Source organism: Pseudomonas sp. ES1 (assembly GCF_050586605.1).
In the GTDB taxonomy this organism is placed as follows: Bacteria; Pseudomonadota; Gammaproteobacteria; order Pseudomonadales; family Pseudomonadaceae; genus Aquipseudomonas; species Aquipseudomonas sichuanensis.
Genome location: NZ_JBOBDM010000002.1, coordinates 101972 through 123491 on the forward strand (window position 1 = coordinate 101972; position 21520 = coordinate 123491).

Annotated in this window: 21 protein-coding genes; 9 read left to right on the forward strand and 12 right to left on the reverse strand. The window is 64.8% G+C overall.

Translation table 11 applies throughout. The features are described from left to right. The first annotated feature begins 29 nt into the window (after positions 1-29). Positions 30-917 carry a lysophospholipid acyltransferase gene (locus tag ACQ4N9_RS01660; RefSeq protein WP_390970105.1) on the forward strand — a complete coding sequence of 296 codons (888 nt, stop codon included), beginning with the start codon at positions 30-32 and terminating at the stop codon, positions 915-917. A 116-nt stretch (positions 918-1033) separates the two neighbouring features. On the opposite strand, the gene ACQ4N9_RS01665 is transcribed toward ACQ4N9_RS01660, so the two are convergent. The 5 genes from ACQ4N9_RS01665 to def form a co-directional block, all read right to left on the reverse strand. Continuing rightward, positions 1034-1342, reverse strand: coding sequence for a tetratricopeptide repeat protein (locus ACQ4N9_RS01665; RefSeq protein ID WP_347150392.1), 309 nt, complete (start codon positions 1340-1342; stop codon positions 1034-1036). 149 nt (positions 1343-1491) lie between these two features. Continuing rightward, entirely contained in the window at positions 1492-2865 is a 1374-nt protein-coding gene (trkA, locus tag ACQ4N9_RS01670; RefSeq protein ID WP_110994077.1) for a Trk system potassium transporter TrkA, read from the reverse strand. Between the two features lie 24 nt (positions 2866-2889). Further along, entirely contained in the window at positions 2890-4197 is a 1308-nt protein-coding gene (rsmB, locus tag ACQ4N9_RS01675) for a 16S rRNA (cytosine(967)-C(5))-methyltransferase RsmB (RefSeq protein ID WP_390970103.1), read from the reverse strand. Further along, positions 4194-5126, reverse strand: a complete 933-nt coding sequence (gene fmt / locus ACQ4N9_RS01680) for a methionyl-tRNA formyltransferase (RefSeq protein WP_390970101.1) — start codon at positions 5124-5126, stop codon at positions 4194-4196. Before fmt ends, rsmB begins: the two co-directional genes overlap by 4 nt. Positions 5127-5188: 62 nt before the next feature. Beyond that, positions 5189-5695, reverse strand: a complete 507-nt coding sequence (gene def / locus ACQ4N9_RS01685) for a peptide deformylase (protein WP_110994080.1) — start codon at positions 5693-5695, stop codon at positions 5189-5191. A 209-nt stretch (positions 5696-5904) separates the two neighbouring features. On the opposite strand from def, the gene dprA reads away from it, so the two are divergent. The 3 genes from dprA to ACQ4N9_RS01700 all read left to right on the forward strand — a co-directional run bounded on the left by dprA (position 5905) and on the right by ACQ4N9_RS01700 (position 8598). After that, positions 5905-7002, forward strand: a complete 1098-nt coding sequence (gene dprA / locus ACQ4N9_RS01690; protein WP_258705437.1) for a DNA-processing protein DprA — start codon at positions 5905-5907, stop codon at positions 7000-7002. Positions 7003-7041: 39 nt separating this feature from the next. Beyond that, positions 7042-7599, forward strand: coding sequence for an L-threonylcarbamoyladenylate synthase (locus ACQ4N9_RS01695; RefSeq protein WP_110994082.1), 558 nt, complete (start codon positions 7042-7044; stop codon positions 7597-7599). Positions 7600-8286: 687 nt separating this feature from the next. Beyond that, a complete protein-coding gene (locus ACQ4N9_RS01700) occupies positions 8287-8598 on the forward strand; it encodes a DUF3077 domain-containing protein (protein WP_390970098.1) in 312 nt (103 codons plus the stop codon). A gap of 344 nt (positions 8599-8942) precedes the next feature. On the opposite strand, the gene ACQ4N9_RS01705 is transcribed toward ACQ4N9_RS01700, so the two are convergent. Beyond that, a complete protein-coding gene (locus ACQ4N9_RS01705; RefSeq protein WP_323831213.1) occupies positions 8943-9920 on the reverse strand; it encodes an NADPH:quinone reductase in 978 nt (325 codons plus the stop codon). 132 nt (positions 9921-10052) lie between these two features. On the opposite strand from ACQ4N9_RS01705, the gene hemF reads away from it, so the two are divergent. Both hemF and aroE read left to right on the forward strand, forming a co-directional pair. Then, positions 10053-10964 carry an oxygen-dependent coproporphyrinogen oxidase gene (gene hemF / locus ACQ4N9_RS01710; RefSeq protein ID WP_390970096.1) on the forward strand — a complete coding sequence of 304 codons (912 nt, stop codon included), beginning with the start codon at positions 10053-10055 and terminating at the stop codon, positions 10962-10964. A 25-nt stretch (positions 10965-10989) separates the two neighbouring features. Then, positions 10990-11814, forward strand: a complete 825-nt coding sequence (aroE, locus tag ACQ4N9_RS01715; RefSeq protein WP_347150398.1) for a shikimate dehydrogenase — start codon at positions 10990-10992, stop codon at positions 11812-11814. Between the two features lie 318 nt (positions 11815-12132). Here aroE and ACQ4N9_RS01720 read toward each other — a convergent pair whose 3' ends face one another. From ACQ4N9_RS01720 to betC, 3 genes are all read right to left on the reverse strand, one after another. Further along, complete coding sequence (locus ACQ4N9_RS01720; RefSeq protein ID WP_390970094.1) at positions 12133-13698, reverse strand: SulP family inorganic anion transporter; 1566 nt, start codon at positions 13696-13698, stop codon at positions 12133-12135. 142 nt (positions 13699-13840) lie between these two features. After that, a complete protein-coding gene (gene choX, locus ACQ4N9_RS01725; protein WP_390970092.1) occupies positions 13841-14764 on the reverse strand; it encodes a choline ABC transporter substrate-binding protein in 924 nt (307 codons plus the stop codon). Positions 14765-14778: 14 nt separating this feature from the next. Further along, positions 14779-16296, reverse strand: a complete 1518-nt coding sequence (gene betC, locus ACQ4N9_RS01730) for a choline-sulfatase (RefSeq protein ID WP_390970090.1) — start codon at positions 16294-16296, stop codon at positions 14779-14781. A gap of 109 nt (positions 16297-16405) precedes the next feature. Between betC and ACQ4N9_RS01735 the strand changes: the two genes are divergently transcribed. Together ACQ4N9_RS01735 and ACQ4N9_RS01740 are read left to right on the forward strand one after the other, a co-directional pair. Beyond that, complete coding sequence (locus ACQ4N9_RS01735) at positions 16406-17338, forward strand: choline sulfate utilization transcriptional regulator (RefSeq protein WP_390970088.1); 933 nt, start codon at positions 16406-16408, stop codon at positions 17336-17338. A gap of 118 nt (positions 17339-17456) precedes the next feature. Further along, on the forward strand, positions 17457-17789 hold the full coding sequence (locus ACQ4N9_RS01740; protein WP_390970086.1) for a DOPA 4,5-dioxygenase family protein: 333 nt from the start codon (positions 17457-17459) through the stop codon (positions 17787-17789). A 119-nt stretch (positions 17790-17908) separates the two neighbouring features. Here ACQ4N9_RS01740 and trpA read toward each other — a convergent pair whose 3' ends face one another. After that, a complete protein-coding gene (gene trpA / locus ACQ4N9_RS01745; protein WP_390970084.1) occupies positions 17909-18718 on the reverse strand; it encodes a tryptophan synthase subunit alpha in 810 nt (269 codons plus the stop codon). Beyond that, positions 18715-19932, reverse strand: coding sequence for a tryptophan synthase subunit beta (gene trpB / locus ACQ4N9_RS01750; protein ID WP_430932056.1), 1218 nt, complete (start codon positions 19930-19932; stop codon positions 18715-18717). Before trpB ends, trpA begins: the two co-directional genes overlap by 4 nt. A 224-nt stretch (positions 19933-20156) precedes the next feature. Between trpB and ACQ4N9_RS01755 the strand changes: the two genes are divergently transcribed. Then, positions 20157-21053 (forward strand): LysR family transcriptional regulator, encoded by an 897-nt coding sequence (locus ACQ4N9_RS01755; protein ID WP_390970082.1) that lies wholly within the window; start codon positions 20157-20159, stop codon positions 21051-21053. On the opposite strand, the gene ACQ4N9_RS01760 is transcribed toward ACQ4N9_RS01755, so the two are convergent. Beyond that, positions 21050-21373 (reverse strand): DUF883 family protein, encoded by a 324-nt coding sequence (locus ACQ4N9_RS01760; protein WP_110994096.1) that lies wholly within the window; start codon positions 21371-21373, stop codon positions 21050-21052. The two genes, ACQ4N9_RS01755 and ACQ4N9_RS01760, sit on opposite strands and share 4 nt — an antisense overlap. Positions 21374-21520 lie beyond the last annotated feature (147 nt).

Here is a 21520-nt window from a genome sequence, read left to right on the forward strand (position 1 = left end):
CGCGCCTTGCTGAAATAAGGAATTCGCCTGTGGAAAAGTTCAAGGGCGCCCTGATGGTCGGGGTGCTGCGACTGTTCGCCAAGTTGCCCTGGGGCGCGGTGCAGCGCGTTGGCGCCGGCATCGGCTGGCTGATGTGGAAGATCCCCAACGGCTCGCGCAACGTGGTGCGCATCAACCTGGCCAAGTGCTTCCCCGAGATGAACCCGGCCGAGCGTGAGCAACTGGTGGGCCGTGCGCTTAAAGACATCGGCAAGTCGTTCGTCGAAAGTGCCTGCGCCTGGATCTGGCCGCCGCAACGCTCGCTGGAACTGGTCAAGGAAGTGCACGGCCTGGAAGTGCTGGAGCAGGCCCTGGCCTCGGGCAAAGGCGTGGTCGGTATCACCAGCCACCTGGGCAACTGGGAAGTGCTCAACCACTTCTATTGCAACCAATGCAAACCGATCATCTTCTTCCGCCCGCCGAAGTTGAAAGCCGTGGATGACCTGCTGCGTGAGCAGCGCGTGCAGATGGGCAACCGCGTGGCGCCTTCGACCAAGGAAGGCATTCTCAGCATCATCAAGGAAGTGCGCCGTGGTGGCCAGGTGGGTATTCCGGCCGACCCGGAGCCGGCCGAGTCCGCCGGGGTGTTCGTGCCGTTCCTGGGGACCCAGGCGCTGACCAGCAAGTTCGTGCCGAACATGCTGGCCGGTGGCAAGGCGGTGGGGGTTTTCCTGCATGCCCTGCGCCTGCCGGACGGCTCGGGCTTCAAGGTGTTCCTTGAGGCGGCGCCGGAAGAGATGTACAGCACCGACGTCAACGTGTCGGCAGCGGCGATGAGCAAAGTGGTCGAGCGTTATGTGCGCGAGTACCCGAGCCAGTACATGTGGAGCATGAAGCGCTTCAAGAAGCGCCCGGCCGGCGAGCCGCGCTGGTATTGAGATTTTTGGGGGCGCTTTGCGCCCCTTTCGCCGGCAAGCCGGCTCCCACAAGGATAGCAAATGACCTGTGGGAGCTGGCTTGCCAGCGATAGGGCTGCAAAGCAGCCCCGGCAATCTCAGACCTTGTTCAGCTTCTTCAAGAACACCGCCATTTCCTTCTCGGCCTGCTTGTCGCCATGGGCCTGCGCCGCCTCGATGCCCTCCTCCCAGGCTTTGCGCGCCCCAGCCAGATCCCCCTGCAGCTGATACGCCTTGCCCAGCAGCTTCCACGCCGCCGAATACTTCGGGTCCTGCTTCACGCAACTGGCCAGGTGCACCGCCGCCTCAGCGCCATTGCCTTCATCCAGCCAGGCCTTGCCCAGGCCAAAGCGCAGCAGCGGGTTATCCACACCCTTGGCCAGCATCTTCTCCAGCGATTCGCGCATTGGTTTCTCTCCCGGATCCATGATGTTGCGGGCGCCTGTGGGAGCGGGTTCACCCGCGAATGCGTCGGTGAATCGATAATCGCATTCGCGGGTAAACCCGCTCCCACAGGGGGTCGGCTATCTCTTCTAGCAGGGCTCGGCTATCTCTTTTAGAAGAAGCTCAAGCCCACGTGGAACAGCTTCTCCACGTCCCGAATATGCTTTTTATCCACAACGAACAGGATCACATGGTCGCCCGACTCGATCACCGTGTCGTCATGGGCGATCAGCACTTCCTCGTCGCGGATGATCGCGCCGATGGTGGTGCCCGGCGGCAGGGCGATGTCCTCGATGGCTTTGCCCACCACTTTGCTCGACTTCGCATCGCCATGGGCCACGGCCTCGATGGCCTCGGCCGCGCCACGGCGCAGTGAGTGCACGCTGACGATATCGCCGCGGCGCACGTGGGCCAGCAGCGTGCCGATGGTGGCCAGCTGCGGGCTGATGGCGATGTCGATGTCGCCACCCTGCACCAGGTCGACATAGGCCGGGTTGTTGATGATGGTCATCACCTTGCGCGCGCCCAGGCGCTTGGCCAGCAGCGACGCCATGATGTTGGCCTCGTCGTCGTTGGTCAGGGCCAGGAAGATGTCGGCGTCGGCGATGTTCTCTTCGAGCATCAGGTCCTTGTCCGAGGCGCTGCCCTGCAGCACCACGGTGCTTTCCAGGGTGTCGGAAAGGTGCCGGCAGCGCGCCGGGTTCATCTCGATGATCTTCACCTGGTAGCGGCTTTCGATGGCCTCGGCCAGGCGCTCGCCGATCTGCCCGCCACCGGCGATCACCACGCGCTTGTTGGTTTCGTCGATGCGCCGCAGTTCGCCCATCACCGCACGGATGTCCTTCTTCGCGGCAATGAAGAACACTTCGTCGTCGGCTTCGATCACCGTGTCGCCGCGGGGCGTGATTGGCCGGTCGCGGCGGAAGATCGCCGCCACGCGGGTGTCGACGTTGGGCATGTGGGCGCGGATCTGGCGCAGTTGCTGGCCCACCAGCGGCCCGCCGTAATAGGCCCTGACCGCCACCAGCTGGGCCTTGCCCTCGGCGAAGTCGATCACCTGCAGCGAACCTGGGTGTTCGATCAGGCGCTTGATGTAGTTGGTCACCACCTGCTCGGGGCTGATCAGCACGTCCACCGGGATGTGGTCGTTGTCGAACAGCTCCTCGCGGGTGAGGTAGGCCGATTCGCGCACCCGGGCGATCTTGGTCGGGGTGTGGAACAGCGAGTAGGCCACCTGGCAGGCGACCATGTTGGTCTCGTCACTGTTGGTCACCGCCACCAGCATGTCGGCGTCGTCGGCACCGGCCTGGCGCAGTACCGTCGGCAGCGATGCGCGGCCTTGCACGGTACGGATGTCCAGACGGTCGCCCAGGTCGCGCAGGCGCTCGCTGTCGGTGTCGACCACGGTGATGTCGTTGGCTTCGCTGGCCAGGTGTTCCGCCAGCGTACCGCCTACCTGCCCCGCGCCGAGGATGATGATCTTCATCCACTACTCCCTAGGTTCTTGTGCTTACCGCGAGGCGGCGATCTTGATCAGCTTGGCATAGTAGAAACCGTCGTGGCCGCCCTCCTGGGCCAGCAGCTGGCGCCCGTGGGGCTGACGCAGGCCGGCCTCGGTCGCCAGGTCCAGCTCGCGGGCACCGGGGGTGCGGGCCAGGAAGGCGTCGATCACTTCGGTGTTCTCGGTGGGCAGGCTGGAGCAGGTGGCGTACAGCAGCATGCCGCCCACTTCCAGGGTCGGCCACAGGGCATCGAGCAGTTCGCCTTGCAGCGCGGCCAGGGCCGGGATGTCGTCGGCCTGGCGGGTCAGCTTGATGTCCGGGTGGCGGCGGATCACGCCGGTGGCCGAGCAGGGGGCGTCGAGCAGGATGCGCTGGAACTGTTTGCCGTCCCACCAGCTGGCGGTGTCGCGGGCGTCGCAGGCGATCAGCTCGGCATCGAGCTGGAGGCGGTCGAGGTTCTCGCGCACGCGGGTCAGGCGCTTGGCCTCGAGGTCGATGGCGACCATGTGCGCAAGCTTCGGCTCGGCTTCGAGCAAGTGGCAGGTTTTACCGCCCGGGGCGCAGCAGGCGTCGAGCACGCGTTGGCCGGGGGCCAGTTCCAGCAGGTCGGCGGACAACTGCGCGGCTTCGTCCTGCACGCTGACCCAACCCTCGGCGAAGCCCGGCAGGCCGCGCACGTCGCAGGCTTCGGCCAGCACGATGCCGTCACGGCTGTACTGGCAGGCGCTGGCCTGGATACCGGCCTCGGCCAGCAGGGCGAGGTAAGCGTCGCGGCTGTGGTGGCGGCGGTTGATGCGCAGGATCATCGGCGGGTGGGCGTTGTTGGCGGCGCAGATGGCTTCCCATTGCTCCGGCCAGAAGGCCTTGAGCGACTTCTGCAGCCAGCGCGGGTGGGCGGTGCGCGCCACCGGGTCGCGCTCCATGTCGGCGAGCAGTGCCTCGCCCTCGCGCTGGGCGCGGCGCAACACGGCATTGAGCAGGGCCTTGGCCCACGGCTTCTTCAGCTTGTCGGCGCAGCCTACGGTTTCGCCGATGGCGGCGTGGGCCGGGATGCGGGTGTAGAACAGCTGGTACAGGCCGACCAACAGCAGCGCCTGCACATCGGCATCGGCGGCCTTGAACGGCTTCTGCAACAGTTGTGCGGCCAGCAGGTCCAGGCGCGGCTGCCAGCGGGCGGTGCCGAAGGCCAGGTCCTGGGTGAGGCCACGGTCGCGATCATCGACCTTGTCCAGTTGCGCCGGCAGCGAGCTGTTCAGCGAAGCCTTGCCGCTGAGCACGGCGGCCAAGGCACGGGCGGCAGCCAGACGTGGATTCATTGGCCGAGCACCTTGCCACTGGCGAATTTCTCGCGGCGGCTGTTGAACAGGTCGGCGAAGTTGAGGGCCTTGCCACCCGGCAGTTGCAGGCGGGTCAGGCTCAGGGCCTGCTCACCGCAGGCGACCACCAGGCCGTCCTTGCTGGCCGACAGGATTGCGCCTGGGGCGCCCTGGGCTGTGGACAACTTGGCGGCCAGTACCTTCACGCTTTCGCCGTCCAGGGTGCTGTGGCACACAGGCCAAGGGTTGAAGGCGCGGATCAGGCGCTCAAGCTCCACGGCCGGGCGGCTCCAGTCGATGCGCGCTTCGTCTTTGTTCAGCTTGTGTGCGTAGGTGGCCAGGGCATCGTCTTGCACTTCACCTTGCAGGCTGCCATCGGCCAGGCCGGCGATGGCCTGGATCACCGCAGGCGGGCCCATTTCGGCGAGGCGGTCGTGCAAGGTGCCGCCGGTGTCGTCGGCGCTGATCGGCGTGACCACCTTGAGCAGCATCGGGCCGGTATCCAGGCCAGCCTCCATGCGCATCACGGTCACGCCGCTCTCGGCGTCACCCGCCTCCACGGCACGCTGGATCGGTGCCGCACCGCGCCAGCGCGGCAGCAGCGAGGCATGGCTGTTGATGCAACCCAGGCGCGGGATATCCAGCACCGCTTGCGGCAGGATCAGGCCGTAGGCGACCACCACCATCAGGTCCGGCTTCAGTGCGGCGAGCTCGGCCTGCGCATCGGCATTGCGCAGGGTCTGCGGCTGGTACACCGGGATGTCATGGGCCACGGCCAGGGCCTTGACCGCGCTCGGCATGAGCTTCTGGCCACGGCCGGCAGGGCGGTCCGGCTGGGTGTAGACGGCCACGATCTCGTACGGGCTGTCGAGCAGGGCCTTGAGGTGTTCGGCGGCAAACTCAGGGGTGCCAGCAAAGACGATGCGCATGGAGTTCTCGCTTCTCGAAAAAGAAAAAGGCTTGCCGGAGCAAGCCTTCTGGAAGGTGGGGATCAGGCTTGCTGGCGGTGCTGCTTTTCCAGCTTCTTCTTGATCCGGTCGCGCTTGAGCTGCGACAGGTAGTCGACGAACAGCTTGCCGTTGAGGTGATCGAATTCGTGCTGCACGCACACCGCCAGCAGGCCTTCGGCTTCGAGCTCGTAGGGCTTGCCGTCGCGGTCCTGGGCCTTGACCCGGACGCGCAGCGGGCGGTCGACGTTTTCGTAGAAGCCCGGCACCGACAGGCAGCCTTCCTGGTACTGGCCCATGTCGTGGGTCAGTTCTTCGACGCTGGGGTTGATGAAGACGCGCGGCTCGCTGCGATCTTCGCTCAGGTCCATCACCACGACTTGCTGGTGAACGTTGACCTGGGTCGCCGCCAGGCCGATGCCTGGGGCCTCGTACATGGTTTCGAACATGTCGTCGATCAGCTGACGCAGGGCGTCGTCGAACACCGTTACCGGTTTGGCAATGGTACGCAGGCGCGGATCGGGGAATTCGAGAATGTTCAAAATGGCCATAGGGGTCAGGCAGTCACTGTGCGGTCGGTTGAAAACTGAGCACACATAATAAAGGGAAAAGGTGGCCAAGGCACCTGTGAAAGCTCGGCTAGGGTGTGAAAGGGCGGCTTATTGCCGATTTGATGGACAGCTTTTCAAAGCGTTATCAACACAGTTATCCACAGCTTGTGCCACGCCGATGGCCCCTTTTCGATCAAGGATGATCCCCTATGACTACACCCCGTTCGTCGCCTTGCCCGCCTGCCGAACTGGAGGCGCGGCTGCGTCTGCATCGCCTCCCCGACACTGGCCTGCGCCGTTTCCATACCCTCATCGAAGCCTTCGGCAATGCCTCGTCGGCACTGAGCGCGCCGGCCAGTGCCTGGCGTGCGCTGGGGCTGCCTGCTGCCAGCATCGATGCCCGGCGCAGCCCCGAGGTGCGCGACGGTGCATTGGCTGCAATGGCCTGGTTAGAGCGCCCGGGCCAGCATTTGCTGATGTGGGACGGGCCTGGGTATCCCGCGTTGCTCGGTGAAATCGACGACCCGCCGCCCTTGCTGTTCGTCGCCGGCGACCCGGCTTTGCTGGAGCGCCCGCAGTTGGCGATAGTGGGCAGCAGGCGTGCTTCACCTCCGGCGCTGGATACCGCAGGTGCGTTCGCGCGTTGCCTTGCGCAAGCCGGTTTCACCATCACCAGCGGGCTGGCGCTGGGCGTTGACGGTGCCGCTCATCGGGCCGCATTGAAGGCCGGCGGGCACACTATCGGGGTGCTCGGCACGGGGTTGCAAAAACTTTATCCACAGCGCCACCGCGACCTCGCCCGAGCGATGCTCGACAGCGGTAGTGCGCTGGTTTCCGAGTACCCCCTGGACGCCGGGCCGTTGGCGGGCAACTTCCCCCGGCGTAACCGGATCATTAGTGGGCTGTCGCTGGGTGTGCTGGTGGTCGAGGCGAGCATTGCCAGTGGCTCGTTGATCACCGCCCGGCTTGCCGCCGAACAAGGGCGTGAGGTGTATGCCATCCCCGGTTCCATTCACCACCCCGGCGCCAAGGGCTGTCACCAATTGATCCGCGACGGTGCGTTGCTGGTGGAGAGCGTGGAACAGATCCTCGACAGCCTGCGCGGCTGGCAGAACCTGCCGCCCGCGCCTGTGGGCAAACCCGATCATCCCCTGCTCGCCTTGCTCCATGCTGCGCCCCACACTACCGAGGGCTTGGCCCACAGCAGCGGCCAGCCGTTGGCCCAGGTGCTGGCCAGCCTGACCGAGCTGGAGCTTGAGGGCCGGGTGAGTAATGAAGCCGGGCGTTGGTTTGCAAGGTCCGGCTAAGTAAACTGCGCGCAAGGCTTATATGTGGAGTGACAACAAATGGTGAGCAGTTGGCGTGTGCAACAAGCTGCGCGTGAGATCAAGGCGGGTGCGGTGATCGCCTATCCAACGGAAGCGGTCTGGGGCCTGGGCTGCGACCCGTGGAACGAAGACGCGGTGTATCGCCTGCTGGCGCTCAAGTCGCGGCCTGTGGATAAAGGCCTGATCCTGGTCGCTGACAGCATCCACCAGTTCGACTTCCTGTTCGAGGACTTCCCCCAGGACTGGATCGACCGCATGGCCGCCACCTGGCCGGGGCCGAACACCTGGTTGGTACCGCACCAGGACCTGCTGCCCGAGTGGGTGACCGGGCAGCATGACAGCGTGGCGCTGCGGGTCAGTGACCATCCACAGGTGCGGGAGCTGTGCGCGTTGGTCGGGCCGTTGATTTCCACCTCCTGCAACCCGGCCGGGCGCCCGGCGGCCAAGAGCCGGTTGCGGGTGGAGCAGTATTTCCACAAGCAGCTGGACATGGTGCTGGGTGGGGCGTTGGGCGGGCGGAAGAATCCGAGTGTGATTAGGGATTTGGCGACCGGTGAGGTTGTGCGCCCGGGCTGAAGCTCTAAACCCTGTGAGCAACCTTTGTGGGAGCTGGCTTGCCAGCGATGAGGCCAGCAGGGGCAACATCATTGCCTGAACTGGCCCTATCGCTGGCAAGCCAGCTCCCACAGGGGCGGTGCTGGGAGGCGATTTTTGAACTGACGGCCCGCAAGCCCAAGGCGGAGCTCTATTCCATCGTGCCTAAGTAGGGATAGAAAAAAGCCCAAAAATAATGGCCGCTTAAGCGGCCAAAGGGTAAGGATGCACTCGCCCGGATAACTTGAAACTCAACCGGCGCACCAGCACAACCTCAGTGACGAGGCTACGTTTGTGGATCTAATGGGTCAAGCAGCCAGCCTTTTCTCTGACATGCGGCGCAGCTCGCTACGGTTTGGCATCAGTGTTATCTGATTCTGATCCCACAGACTGTCCATTTGAAAATTAGCGAAATATCCTACGCACCCTGTCGACCGCCATTACCTTCTCACTGGGAACTCCTGCCTCTAGGCTCCAGACCGTCGCCGAATAACTTGGCGACCGGGTGTGGTAACCCGAGCTGGGAGAGATCTTGGCAGTCAATGGTGGCTGCATGCGGGAGGCCTCGTGCCTGCCGGGTTTTGAGATCTCTCCCGGTTTACCACCCCGTATGCAGCTGCCACCTATCCGTGTGGTAACGGATGCGTGTCGGCCTAGACGCGAGATCTCATGATGAAAAAGATCGTCCCGGATCCACCCCTCCCCAACACCTCCACCCACCCCTTCGGCCGCTGCGATGCAGGCCATCCGCCCCTCTTTTCCGTGAACCCTGATGTCCCAGCACACGACGCCCTGGTGCATGTAGCGCTCTACCTGCGCTGCGCCTACGACACCGGTATCAAGGCGCTCGACCACCTGCGGGATGAGGGGCGGGGCATGTACTGGTCTAGCCTGCATTCGCTGGAAATGGCGGAGGGGTTGGTGGAGGCGATGCTTGATGGCATCGAGTCGGCGCCACCGGTCAAGAATTCCACCGGCTGAACTGACGCAATCGCGGGGCAAGCCCGCTCCCACAAGGGCCACGCATAACCTGTGGGAGCGGGTTCACCCGCGAACACCGGCGAAGCCGGTGCCATACACCGCAGCGCCTGCTTCGCGGGTAAACCCGCTCCCACAGGGTGCGCGGTGTCAGGGAGAAAAGACTAAATGCAAGAAACCCAATATCTATTGAGCTCACGTAGCAATACGCAGCGATTGCGCTCGTCAGTGGAACAGCTTCGTGCCGGTGCGATTGTTTTGCATGAGCTGTGGATTGATGAAAGTACCTGTGGAATCCAGCGTTCGCGGGGCAGGCCGCAACGGCGAACTGCCCCGCGATAGGGCCTTCAAGGCAGCAAAACAGTCGAACCCACCGTCCGCCGCGCCGACAACTCGCTCTGCGCCTTGGCCGCCTCACTCAACGGATACCGCTGCTGGATATCCACCACCAGCTTGCCGCTGGCGATCATCGCGAACAGGTCATCGGCCATGGCCTGGGTGTTCTCGGCGTTGTTGGCATAGCTCGCCAGCGTCGGCCGGGTGACATACAGCGAACCCTTCTGCGACAAGATCCCCAGGTTCACCCCGGTCACCGCGCCAGAGGCATTGCCGAAGCTCACCATCAACCCACGCGGCTTCAGGCAATCCAGCGAAGTCAGCCAGGTATCCGCCCCCACGCCGTCGTACACCACCGGGCATTTCTGACCGTCGGTCAGTTCCAGCACCCGCTGGGCCACGTCTTCACGGCTGTAGTCGATGGTCGCCCAGGCCCCGAGTGCCTTGGCCCGTTCGGCCTTCTCGGCAGAGCTGACAGTACCGATCAGCTTGGCGCCCAACGCTTTGGCCCACTGGCAAGCCAGCGAACCCACACCACCGGCAGCCGCATGGAACAGCACGAAATCACCCGGCTGCACGGCATAGGTCTGCTTGAGCAAATACTGCGTGGTCAGCCCCTTGAGCATCACCGCCGCCGCCTGCTCGAAGCTGATCGCCTCCGGCAGCTTGACCAGGTTGGCCTCCGGCAGCGTGTGCACCTCGCTGTAGGCCCCCAGCGGCCCACCGGCATAAGCCACGCGGTCACCCACCTTGATCCGGCTGACGCCCTCGCCCACTGCCTCGACCACCCCAGCCGCTTCGGTACCCAGCCCGGAAGGCAGCGACGGCGGTGCATAGAGCCCGCCACGGAAATAGGTGTCGATGAAGTTCAGGCCGATTGCATGGTTGCGCACACGCACCTGCTGCGGGCCGGGCGGGGCCGGGTCGAATTCCACCAGCTGCAACACTTCCGGGCCGCCATGCTGGCTGAACTGGATACGCTTGGCCATCACACACTCCTGTCTTGAGGGTTGCAAAGGCCCTCTATCGGACGCCTTTGCTTGATCGCCGTCAACTGCGGCGCGGGGTTTGCCGGTGGTATGCTACGCGGCGAATTTTCCCCGCTCCTTCCAGGTGACCCGATGACCAGCCGCACCGAGGCCGTGAAAGCCTACCTGCTCGACCTGCAAGACCGCATCTGCACTGCCCTCGAGAACGAAGACGGCGGCGCCCGCTTCGTCGAGGATGCCTGGGTGCGCGATGCCGGCGGCGGCGGTCGCACGCGGGTGATCGGCGACGGCAAGGTGATCGAGAAAGGCGGCGTCAACTTCTCCCACGTGTTCGGCAGCGGCCTGCCGCCGTCGGCCAGTGCCCACCGCCCGGAGCTGGCGGGCCGTGGTTTCGAGGCGCTGGGCGTGTCGCTGGTGATCCACCCGCACAACCCGCATGTGCCGACTTCCCACGCCAACGTGCGGTTCTTCATCGCCGAAAAAGAAGGCGAAGAGGCCGTGTGGTGGTTCGGCGGCGGCTTCGACCTGACCCCGTACTACGGCAATGAAGAAGACTGCGTGCACTGGCACCGCGTGGCCGAGCAGGCCTGCGCGCCGTTCGGCGCCGACGTGTACCCGCGCTACAAGGCCTGGTGCGACCGCTACTTCCACCTCAAGCACCGTGGCGAGCCACGCGGCATTGGCGGCCTGTTCTTCGATGACCTGAACGAGTGGGACTTCGACACCTGCTTCGCCTTCATCCGCGCCATCGGTGACGCCTATGTCGAGGCCTACCTGCCGATCGTCCAGCGCCGCAAGGCCATGCCCTACACCCCCGCGCAGCGCGAATTCCAGGAATACCGCCGTGGCCGCTACGTCGAGTTCAACCTGGTCTACGACCGTGGCACCCTGTTCGGCCTGCAGTCCGGTGGCCGTACCGAGTCGATCCTGATGTCGCTGCCGCCGCAAGTGCGCTGGGGCTACGACTGGAAAGCCGAACCGGGCAGTGAAGAAGCGCGCCTGACCGAGTACTTCCTGCAAGACCGCGACTGGCTCGCCCAGTAAGCCTGTGGATAAAAGAGGAACCGCAATGGACCAGTACGTCGTTTTCGGTAACCCCATCGGCCACAGCAAGTCGCCGTTGATCCACCGCCTGTTCGCCGACCAGACCGGCGAGGCCCTGGAGTACGCCACCCTGCTGGCGCCGCTGGACGAGTTCAGCGACTGCGCCCGTGGCTTTTTCAAGCAAGGCAGCGGCGCCAACGTCACCGTGCCGTTCAAGGAAGAGGCCTACCGCCTGTGCGACAGCCTCACCCCGCGCGCCCAGCGTGCCGGTGCGGTGAACACCCTGACCAAGCTGGCCGACGGTAGGTTGCAAGGTGACAACACCGATGGTGCCGGGTTGGTGCGCGACCTCACCGTCAACGCCGGGGTCGAGCTGGCCGGCAAGCGTATCCTCATCCTCGGCGCCGGTGGCGCGGTGCGCGGTGTGCTGGAGCCGATCCTGGCGCACAAGCCACAGTCGCTGGTGATCGCCAACCGCACGGTGGAGAAGGCCGAGCAACTGGCCCGTGAGTTCGATGAGCTGGGGCCGGTTGTGGCCAGCGGTTTCAGCTGGTTGCAGGAGCCGGTGGACGTGATCATCAACGCCACCTCGGCAAGCCTGGCTGGCGAGCTGCCGCCGATTGCCGACAGCCTGGTCGAAGCGGGACGTACCGTCTGCTACGACATGATGTATGGCAAGGAACCGACGCCGTTCTGCCAGTGGGCGAGCAAGCTGGGCGCGGCCAAAGTGCTGGATGGGTTGGGGATGCTGGCGGAGCAAGCGGCCGAGGCGTTCTTTATCTGGCGAGGGGTGCGTCCGGACACGGCGCCTGTGCTGGATGAGCTGCGTCGGCAACTGGCGCGCAGTTGACTGCTGGGTGCTGTTGGATGAATTGGCGTTCCAGATCAATCTGCTGCCGGTAGTGAGCGAGTTTTGCTGTGGATTGTGTTTCGCCAGTGAAGGGGTCGCGGGCGGACATATCGCTTTCTAGCCGGGCAATTCGTACCTGGGCATCTGCAACGCTCCAGCAGTTCTCCGCAGCATTGGTGCCTGGTGCAGCCAGCACTGGCACCAGTGCCAGTGCGAGATGAACGCAACTACTCATGGCGTGCTCCGCAGTGAATGAGCGTTGTTCACATTTTCATCGCCTGCGCGCTGTTCGCAACTGACAGAAATGCCAGTTGACCGTCAGCCCTCGAAGCGTATAGGGCAGCTCGCCATGCCTTCCAGCTTCTGCAGTTCCTCGATCACCTGCGGCCTTGCCCGCTGTAGCGTCAGGCTGCCGCCATTACGCATCAACCGCCGCGCCTCGCGGTGCAACATATCCACACCCGAATAATCGATGAAGTTCACCTGCCGCGCATCGATCACCACGTGCGGTCCCTGGCAGCGCTGCAGGCGCACCTGCAGGTAGTGCGCCGCGCCGAAGAAGATCGACCCGCCCACCCGCAAGATGTCCGCCTCCCCTTCCCGGCTCTGCTGCACCCGTGGCCGCGACGTGCGCTTGAGGTAGAAGAACAACGAGGCCAGCACCCCGGCATAGATCGCCGTCTGCAGCTCCAGCAGCAGCGTCGCGGCCGCCGTCAGCGCCATCACCAGGAACTCCGAGCGGCTGACCCGGAACAGCGCGCGAATGCCGCGATGGTCCACCAGCCCCCAGCAGATCAGCAGGATGCTCCCCGCCATCGCCGGGATCGGCAGATGGGCGATCAGCCCGGCGCCGGTCACGGCGAACAGCGCCACCCACAACGCCGAGAACACCCCGGCCAGCGGCGAACGCGCACCTGCGTCGTAACTGAGGCCCGAGCGGGTAAAGGAACCGGCGGACAGGTAACCGGAGAAAAACGCGCCTCCAATGTTCGACAGGCCCTGTGCGCGGATTTCCTGGTCAGGGTCGATCAGTTGCTCCGAACGTGCCGACAACGAGCGGGCAATCGACAGGCTGGTGACCAGCCCCAGCATGCCCACCGCCACGGCGCTGGGCAGCAGGCGCAGCATCAGTTCCACGTCCAGCAGAGGCAGCGGGCTGAAAGGCGGGAGCTGCCCAGTGAACGCAGCCACCCTGGGCACGTGGGCGAAGTAGCCAGGCAGCAGCCAGGCCATCAGGCTGACCAGCAGCAGACTTATCAACAGGCTTGGCCAGCGCGGGCGCCACAGCTTCAGAGTGATACCGATCACCAGCGTGGCCAGGCCCAGGGCGAGCGAGGGCACATCCACTTCGCTCATGTGCCCGGCCAGGTCCTGCACGGTCTTCAGCGCAGTGGCTTGGCTCGGCAGGTCCATCCCCAGCAGGTTCGGCAGTTGCCCAAGGGCGATGACGATGGCGGCACCGAGGGTAAAACCGAGCACCACCGAGTGGGAGACGAAATTGACCAGCGCACCGAAGCGCAAAAGCCCCAGCAACAATTGAAAGAGGCCGCCGAGGAAGGTCAACAACAGTACCAGGGTCACGTAGTCAGCGCTGCCGGCCACGGCCAGCGGGCTGATGCTGGCGTAGAGGACGATGGAAATGGCGGCGGTGGGGCCGCAGATCAGGTGCCAGGACGAGCCCCACAGGCAGGCGATGAGCACCGGGACGATGGCCGCATACAGGCCGTATTCGGCGGGCAGGCCGGCGATCAGGGCGTAGGCGATGGACTGCGGCAGGGCGAGGATGGCGCCGCTCAGGCCCACCAGCAGGTCCTGGCGCAGGCTGCGGCCCGATTGGCGGGGCAGCCAGGTGAGGAAGGGCAGCAGGTGGCTAAGGCGGGGCATGGGGATAACAGATTCCTGAAGATTTCACTGACCCTGTGGGAGCGGGTTTACCCGCGATCACCGGCACAGCCGGTGCCAGAGACCGCGGTGCCTGTTTCGCGGGTAAACCCGCTCCCACAGGGACTATGTGTCGCTCAGCGGATCACAGTTTAGCTATTACGGTTTTTTGGGCATCCTCGCCCGCTTTGGTAGTCACTCCTGCGAGCCAGGCATCCAACAGCTCAGGATGCGCCTTCACCCAAGCCCTGGCCGCCTCGTCGAAGCTCACCTTTTTATCCACAACCTCAGCCATGATGCTGTTCTCCATCTCCAGCGAGAACTTCAGGTTGCCAAGCAACTTCGCCGCATTCGGGCACGCTTGTGGATATCCCTTGCGGGTCAGGGTGTAAACATCGCCCTTGCTGCCGAACCATTTCTCCCCACCCGTGAGGTAATGCATTTTCAGCTTCACGTTCATCGGGTGCGGGGTCCAGCCCAGGAAGGTAATGAACTGCTGCTTCTTCACCGCCCGGTCCACCTGCGCCAGCATTGCCTGCTCGCTGGACTCGACCAGTTTCCACTGCCCCAGGTCGAACTCGTTCTTGTCGATGATCTCTTTCAGCGACAGGTTGGCCGGCGCGCCCGAACCAATGCCATAGAGCTTCTTGTCGAACTGCTCGGCATGCTTTTGCAGGTCGGCGAAGTCCTTCACGCCCGCGTTCCATACATAGTCGGGCACCGCCAGGGTGAACTCGGTGCCTTCCAGGTTTTTCGCCAGTTGCTGCACATCGCCATTAGCGATGAACTTGTCATGAAAGCCTTGCTGCGCCGGCATCCAGTTGCCGAGGAAGGCATCGACACGGCCATCCTTGAGGCCGCCGTAGATGATCGGCACGGCCAAGCTGTCGATCTTCACCTGGTAACCCAGGCTTTCCAGCAGCAGCCGGGCCAGGGCGTTGGTGCTGGCGATATCGCTCCAGCCGGGGTCGGCCAGCTTCACGGTGCTGCATTGCGCGTCGCTGTCGGCGGCGTGGGCCGTGCCCAGGCTCAGGGCCAGGGCGAGCACGGCGGCGGAGAACTTCTGCATGGCGGCCTCTCTTCTCAATCCAGGGGTGCGGGCTGTGGATAACGTGCCTTGCGCTCGAGGTCGTCGAGATCGATGTGGTTGCGCATGTACTGTTGGCTGGCGTCCACCAGCGGTTGGTGGTCCCAGCTTTTCAGCGTGCCGATGGCCAGCGCCTCGGCCACCAGGCGGCGGCGGCGCTGGCTGGCCAGCACCTGCTGGCGCAGCGCGGGGATGTCCCAGCGCTGCCTGGCTTCATCGACAAATGCCTGCAGCAGCGCCTGGTGGTCCGGGCTGCCGGTGAGGTTCTCCCGCTCGTGCGGGTCGCGGCTCAGGTCATAGAGTAAACAGGGGTCGTCCTCGCTGTACACGAACTTGTAGGCGCCACGGCGGATCATCATCAGCGGGCCGACCGTGCCTTCGGCCATGTATTCGCCGATCACCTCGTCATGCCCGCCCTGCCCTTGCAGATGGCCGAGCAGCGAACGGCCGTCCAGGTGCAGGTGGTTATCCACAGCGCCGCCGGCCAGTTCCACCAGGGTTGGCAGCAGGTCGCAGGTGGAGACGCTGGCGCTGACGCGGGCCGGCTCGAAGCGCTTGGGCGCATGGATCAACAGCGGCACCCGCGCCGACATCTCGAACCAGTGCATCTTGTACCAGAGCCCGCGCTCGCCAAGCATGTCGCCGTGGTCGCCGGAAAACACGATCAGGGTGTCGTCGGCCAGGCCACAGTCCTCAAGGGTCTGCAGCAGTTTGCCGATGTTGTCGTCGATGTAACTGCAGGCGCCGAAGTAGGCGCGGCGGGCGTCGCGGATCTTGTCCACGGGCAACGGCTTGTTCCACAGGTCGTAGACCTTGAGCAGGCGTTGCGAGTGTGGGTCCTGCTCGGCCTGGGCAATTTCGTCCTGCGGCAGCGGGATATCCACATCCTGGTACAGGTCCCAGTAGCGCTTGGGGATGGTGTACGGGTCGTGGGGGTGGGTCATGGAGACGGTCAGGCAGAACGGCCGGCCGTCATCCTCGCGCACATGGTCGTAGAGGTATTGGCGCGCCTTGAACACCACCTCTTCATCGAAATCCAGCTGGTTGGTGCGCACGCAGGGCCCGGCCTGCAGCACCGAGGACATGTTGTGGTACCAGCTCGGGCGCTGGTCGGGGGCGTCCCAGTTCACCGCCCAGCCGTAGTCGGCCGGGTAGATGTCGCTGGTCAGCCGCGCTTCGTAGCCGTGCAACTGGTCCGGGCCACAGAAGTGCATCTTGCCCGACAGCGCGGTGCGATAGCCGAGGCGGCGCAGGTAGTGGGCGTAGGTGGGCACGTCGGCGGGGAAGTCGGCGGCGTTGTCATAGGCGCCGATGCGGCTGGGCAACTGGCCGCTGACCAGGGTGAAGCGCGACGGCGCGCACAGCGGGCTGTTGCAGTAGGCACTGTCGAACACCACAGCCTGCTCGGCGAGGCGGGCCAGGTTGGGCATCTTGATCGGCGACGGGTTGTAGATCGGCAGCAAGGGTGCGGCCATCTGATCGGCCATGATGAACAGGATGTTGGGTCGCTTCATGGGGGCCTTCCATCGTCGAGGGTTATGGGTACCACTTGCAATCCAGCATGCGGCTGTGGATAACAGGGGTAAAGCCCATGCCGGGCAATGACTGGGATTAGCCAAGCTTATGTTTGAGCACCTTGCCGACCTGCCCCTCGACACCCTGCGCGTGTTCGAGGCCGCCGCCCGCCTGCGCAGCTTCACCGCTGCCGCCGTGGAACTGGGCACCACCCAGCCGGCGGTCAGCCAGCAGATGAAGCGCCTGGAGGCGCAGCTGGGCACGCGGTTGTTCGACCGGATCTACCGGGGCATCGAGCTGACCGAGGCAGGCTTGCTGTTGTTCGAGCAGGTGCACCAGGGCTTGCAGGCGATGGACGATGGCGTTGCCCAAGCCAGTGGGCGCGGCCAGCGCGAGGTGCTGCAGGTGGCTACCGACTTCGCCTTTGCGGCGTTCTGGCTGATGCCGCGCTTGCAGCGTTTTCATGAGGCTTATCCACAGGTGGACGTGAGCCTGGTGACCGGCGAGCGCAGCCAGGCGATGTTGCGCCCGGACATCGATGTGGCGGTGCTGTTCGGCGATGGGCGCTTCCATCAGGGCGAGAGCCGCTGGCTGTTCGATGAGGAAGTTTTCCCAGTGTGCAGCCCTCGGCTGATTCATAGCAAACCCTTGTCAGCCGTGGCTTTGCAACGATTGCCCCTGCTCCATTTGCGGGGTGAGCAGGCCAGTCGCTGGTTCGACTGGGCGGGGGTGTTTCGCGGGTTTGGCGTGGACAGCCCGCCACCGGCCGGGCAGTTGCGGTTCGACAATTACACGCTGTTGATTCAGGCGGCGATTGCCGGGCAAGGGGTGGCGATTGGCTGGGCGCACCTGGTTGATGGGCTGGTCGAGCAGGGGTTGCTGTGCCGGCCGTTGGAAGGGAGTTTGCGCTCGAAGCGGGGGTATTACGCGGTGCTGCCGCCGCGTAAGCGGCGTGGGGCGTTGATCGAGCGGTTTGTGGATTGGTTGGAGCAGGAGCGCGGCCGCCCTGACCTGTCGCGCAATTTACAGGAGCGGCTTTAGCCGCGAACACCGGCGCAGCCGGTGCCATCTACCGCGTTGCCTGCTTCGCGGCTGAAGCCGCTCCCACAGGGATGGCGTAGACTCGAAGGCAGGTCATCACTGCTATTCAGGAGCCATCGTGCAAAGGATCAAGGGCTACCACGCCCACGTGTACTACGAGGCATCGACCATGGAGCAGGCCCGCGAGCTGTGCGAAGAGGCGACGCGGCTGTTTCCGGTGACCATGGGGCGCATGCACCAGAAACCGGTCGGGCCGCACCCGGACTGGAGCTGCCAGCTGGCGTTCGGGCCGGAGGTGGTTGGCGTGGTGCTGCCGTGGCTGGCGCTGTATCGCAAGGGGCTGGTGGTGTTCCTGCACCCGGAAACCGGGGATGAGCTGGCGGATCACCGCGATCATGCGATCTGGATGGGGGCGATCAGGCCGTTGGATCTGTCGATCTTCGGTGACTAGGCCCGTAAGCCTGTGCTGACCTCTTCGCGGGTAAACCCGCTCCCACAGGTGCTGCACAGCCGTTTAGAGCAGTGCAGTCCCTGTGGGAGCGGGTTTACCCGCGAAGCAGGCGACGCAGTCTAGCGACGGGCGCCGCGCACCCCTTCAGCCAGTGCCGAGCACAGGCTCAGTACGTCCTTCACAGCCTGGTCGGCATCCTTGGCCTGGGCGATCTTGTCGACCAGCGCCGACCCTACCACCACGCCATCGGCCAGGCGTGCGATGGCCGCTGCCTGCTCAGGCGTGCGGATACCAAAACCAACGCTGATCGGCAGGTCGGTATGCCGGCGCAGCCGGGCCACCGCCTCGGTCACATGCTCGGTGGTCGCCGAGCCCGCACCGGTCACACCCGCCACCGACACGTAGTAGACGAACCCGGAGCTGCGCTCCAGCACGCGTGGCAGGCGCACGTCGTCGGTGGTCGGGGTGGTCAGGCGGATGAAGTCGATGCCCGCGGCCTGGGCCGGGGTGGCCAGCTCGGCGTCGTGCTCCGGCGGCAGGTCGACGATGATCAGGCCATCGACACCCGCCGCTTTCGCCTCGGCGACGAACTTGTCCACACCGAACCGGTGGATCGGGTTGTAGTAACCCATCAGCACGATCGGCGTGGCCTGGTTGTCCACACGGAATTCACGCACCATCTGCAGGGTCTTGGCCAGGGTCTGGCCGGCTTCCAATGCGCGCAGGGTGGCAAGCTGAATGGCCACGCCGTCGGCCATCGGGTCGGTGAACGGCATGCCCAGCTCGATCACGTCGGCGCCGGCGGCCGGCAGGCCTTTGAGGATCTTCAGCGAGGCGTCATAGCCTGGGTCGCCAGCGGTGACGAAGGTGACCAGGGCGGCGCGGCCTTCGGCCTTCAGTTCGGCGAAGCGTTGTTCGAGACGGCTCATGCCTGTTTCTCCTGGGCAGCCATGTGGTTCATCACGGTTTGCATGTCCTTGTCGCCACGACCGGACAGGCAGATCACCATCAGGTGGTCCTTGGGCAGGGTCGGCGCGCGCTTGATCGCCTCGGCCAGGGCGTGGGAGCTTTCCAGCGCCGGGATGATGCCTTCGAGGCGGCAACTGATGTGGAAGGCGTCGAGGGCTTCGTCGTCGGTGATGCTGACGTATTCCACGCGCTTCACTTCGTGCAGGTAGGCGTGCTCCGGGCCGATGCCGGGGTAGTCCAGGCCTGCGGAAATCGAGTGGGCGTCGGTGATCTGGCCGTCGTCGTCCTGCAGCAGATAGGTGCGGTTGCCGTGCAGCACGCCCGGTACGCCGCCGTTGAGGCTGGCCGCGTGCTTGTCGGTGTGCACGCCGTGGCCGCCGGCTTCGACGCCGATGATCTTGACGCTTTCATCTTCGAGGAAGTCGTGGAACAGGCCCATGGCGTTGGAGCCGCCGCCGACGCAGGCGATCAGGCTGTCGGGCAGGCGCCCTTCCTTTTCTTGCAGCTGGGCGCGGGTTTCTTTGCCGATGATCGACTGGAAGTCGCGGACCATCGCCGGGTACGGGTGCGGGCCGGCCACGGTGCCGATCAGGTAGAAGGTGTCGTCGACGTTGGTGACCCAGTCGCGCAGGGCCTCGTTCATGGCGTCCTTCAGGGTGCCGGTGCCGGCGGTGACCGGAACGATCTCGGCGCCCAGCAGCTTCATGCGGAACACGTTGGCCTGCTGGCGCTCGATGTCGGTGGCGCCCATGTAGATCACGCAGGGCAGGCCGAAGCGCGCGGCGACGGTGGCGGTGGCCACGCCGTGCATGCCGGCGCCGGTTTCGGCGATCAGGCGCTTCTTGCCCATGCGCTTGGCCAGCAGCACCTGGCCGATGCAGTTGTTCACCTTGTGCGCGCCGGTGTGGTTGAGCTCTTCACGCTTGAAGAAGATCTTCGCGCCGCCGCAGTGTTCGGTCAGGCGTTCGGCGAAGTACAGCGGGTTGGGGCGGCCAATGTAGTCGCGCTGGAAGTAGGCCAGGTCTCCGAGGAACTTGGGGTCGGCCTTGGCGGCTTCGTACTCGCGGGCAAGGTCCAGCACCAGCGGCATCAGGGTTTCGGCCACGTAGCGGCCGCCGAACGAGCCGAACAGGCCGTTGGCGTCGGGGCCGGGGCGGTATTGGGACTGGGACATGGGGCGCTCCATAGCGGTGTAAGTGGTTGGTACCGTGTTGGCCTCTTCGCGGGTAAACCCGCTCCCACAGGTTCAGTGTTGCCCTCGGAATCACATCCATCCTGTGGGAGCGGGTTTACCCGCGAAGGGGCCGGCACTGGTCGATGGGCTTTACTCTACCCACGACATGCGCTGCTGAAAACCGATAAGATTGCGCAAACCTGTCAGGAAATCTCACAAGTCATATGGCTCAGGATCTTCCCCCGCTCAACGCCTTGCGGGCCTTCGAGGCCACCGCCCGGCTTAACAGTGTCAGCCAGGCCGCCGAAGCGCTGCATGTGACCCACGGAGCGGTCAGCCGGCAGATCAAGGTGCTTGAAGAGCACCTTGGTGTGGCGTTGTTCGTCAAGGACGGGCGCGGCATCAAACTCACAGATGCCGGTGTGCGCCTGCGCGATGCCAGCTCCGAGGCGTTCGACCGTTTGCGCGGCGTGTGTGCCGAGCTTTCGCGCACGGCAGACGAAGCGCCGTTCGTGCTCGGCTGCTCCGGCAGCCTGCTGGCGCGCTGGTTCATCCCGCGTCTTGGGCGTTTGAAAGCGGACCTGCCGGAGTTGCGCCTGCACCTGTCCGCGGGCGAAGGCGACCTCGATCCGCGGCGCCCAGGGTTGGACGCGCTGCTGGTGTATGCCGAGCCGCCGTGGCCGGCGGACATGCAGGTGCATGTGCTTGCCGAGGAGCGAATCGGCCCGGTGCTGAGCCCGCACTTCGAGGGCTTCGATCGTTTGAAAGCCGCGCCAGCCGTGGCTTTGCAACGAGAAGCAGTGCTCCACACCACCTCGCGACCGCAGGCGTGGCCGACCTGGGCACAGCAGCAGGGCCTGGCGCCTGAAGCCTTGAATTACGGCCAGGCTTTCGAGCATCTGTACTACCTGCTGGAAGCGGCGGTAGCCGGGCTGGGCGTGGCCATCGCGCCACAGCCACTGGTGGCGGACGACCTGAAAGCCGGGCGGCTGGCAGCACCCTGGGGCTTTTCACCCACCCGTGCGGCCTTGGCCCTGTGGGTACCACGGCGCGCCGATGACGGTCGCGCCGAGCAACTGGCGCAGTGGCTGCGCCAGGAGCTGCAACGGCAGACGGGTTAGTTACGGCGGCACAGCAGGTAGGCGGCCAGCAGGCCCAGGGCGCCAACGGCCACGCCGGCGGTGGTCCAGGGGTGTTCCTGGGCGTAGTCGCGGGTGGCGATACCGGTTTCGCGGGTGCGGGTTTTGACATCCGCATAGGCATCGCTGAGCAAGCTGCGCGAGTGCTTGAGGGCGCTTTCGGCACTGCCGCGCAGCGCTTTCATGGTTTTCTGCGATTCTTCCGAGGCGTCGTGCTTGAGGTGTTCCAAGGTCTTGAGCAGGCTCTCGATCTCGGCTTCCATGCTTTCCAGCGACGCTTTGCGCAGCGAGTTGTGGGCCATGGTGACTCTCCTTCGCGGTGGATGAGGTGTACAGGGTGCGACTGCGCGGCGGGCTGAAAGTGCGATCGAATTTTCACCTGCGGCATTGGCTCGCAGGTAAACCAGGCCGGCACTGCTAGGCTGAACTGACACTTCATCCAAGGAGCG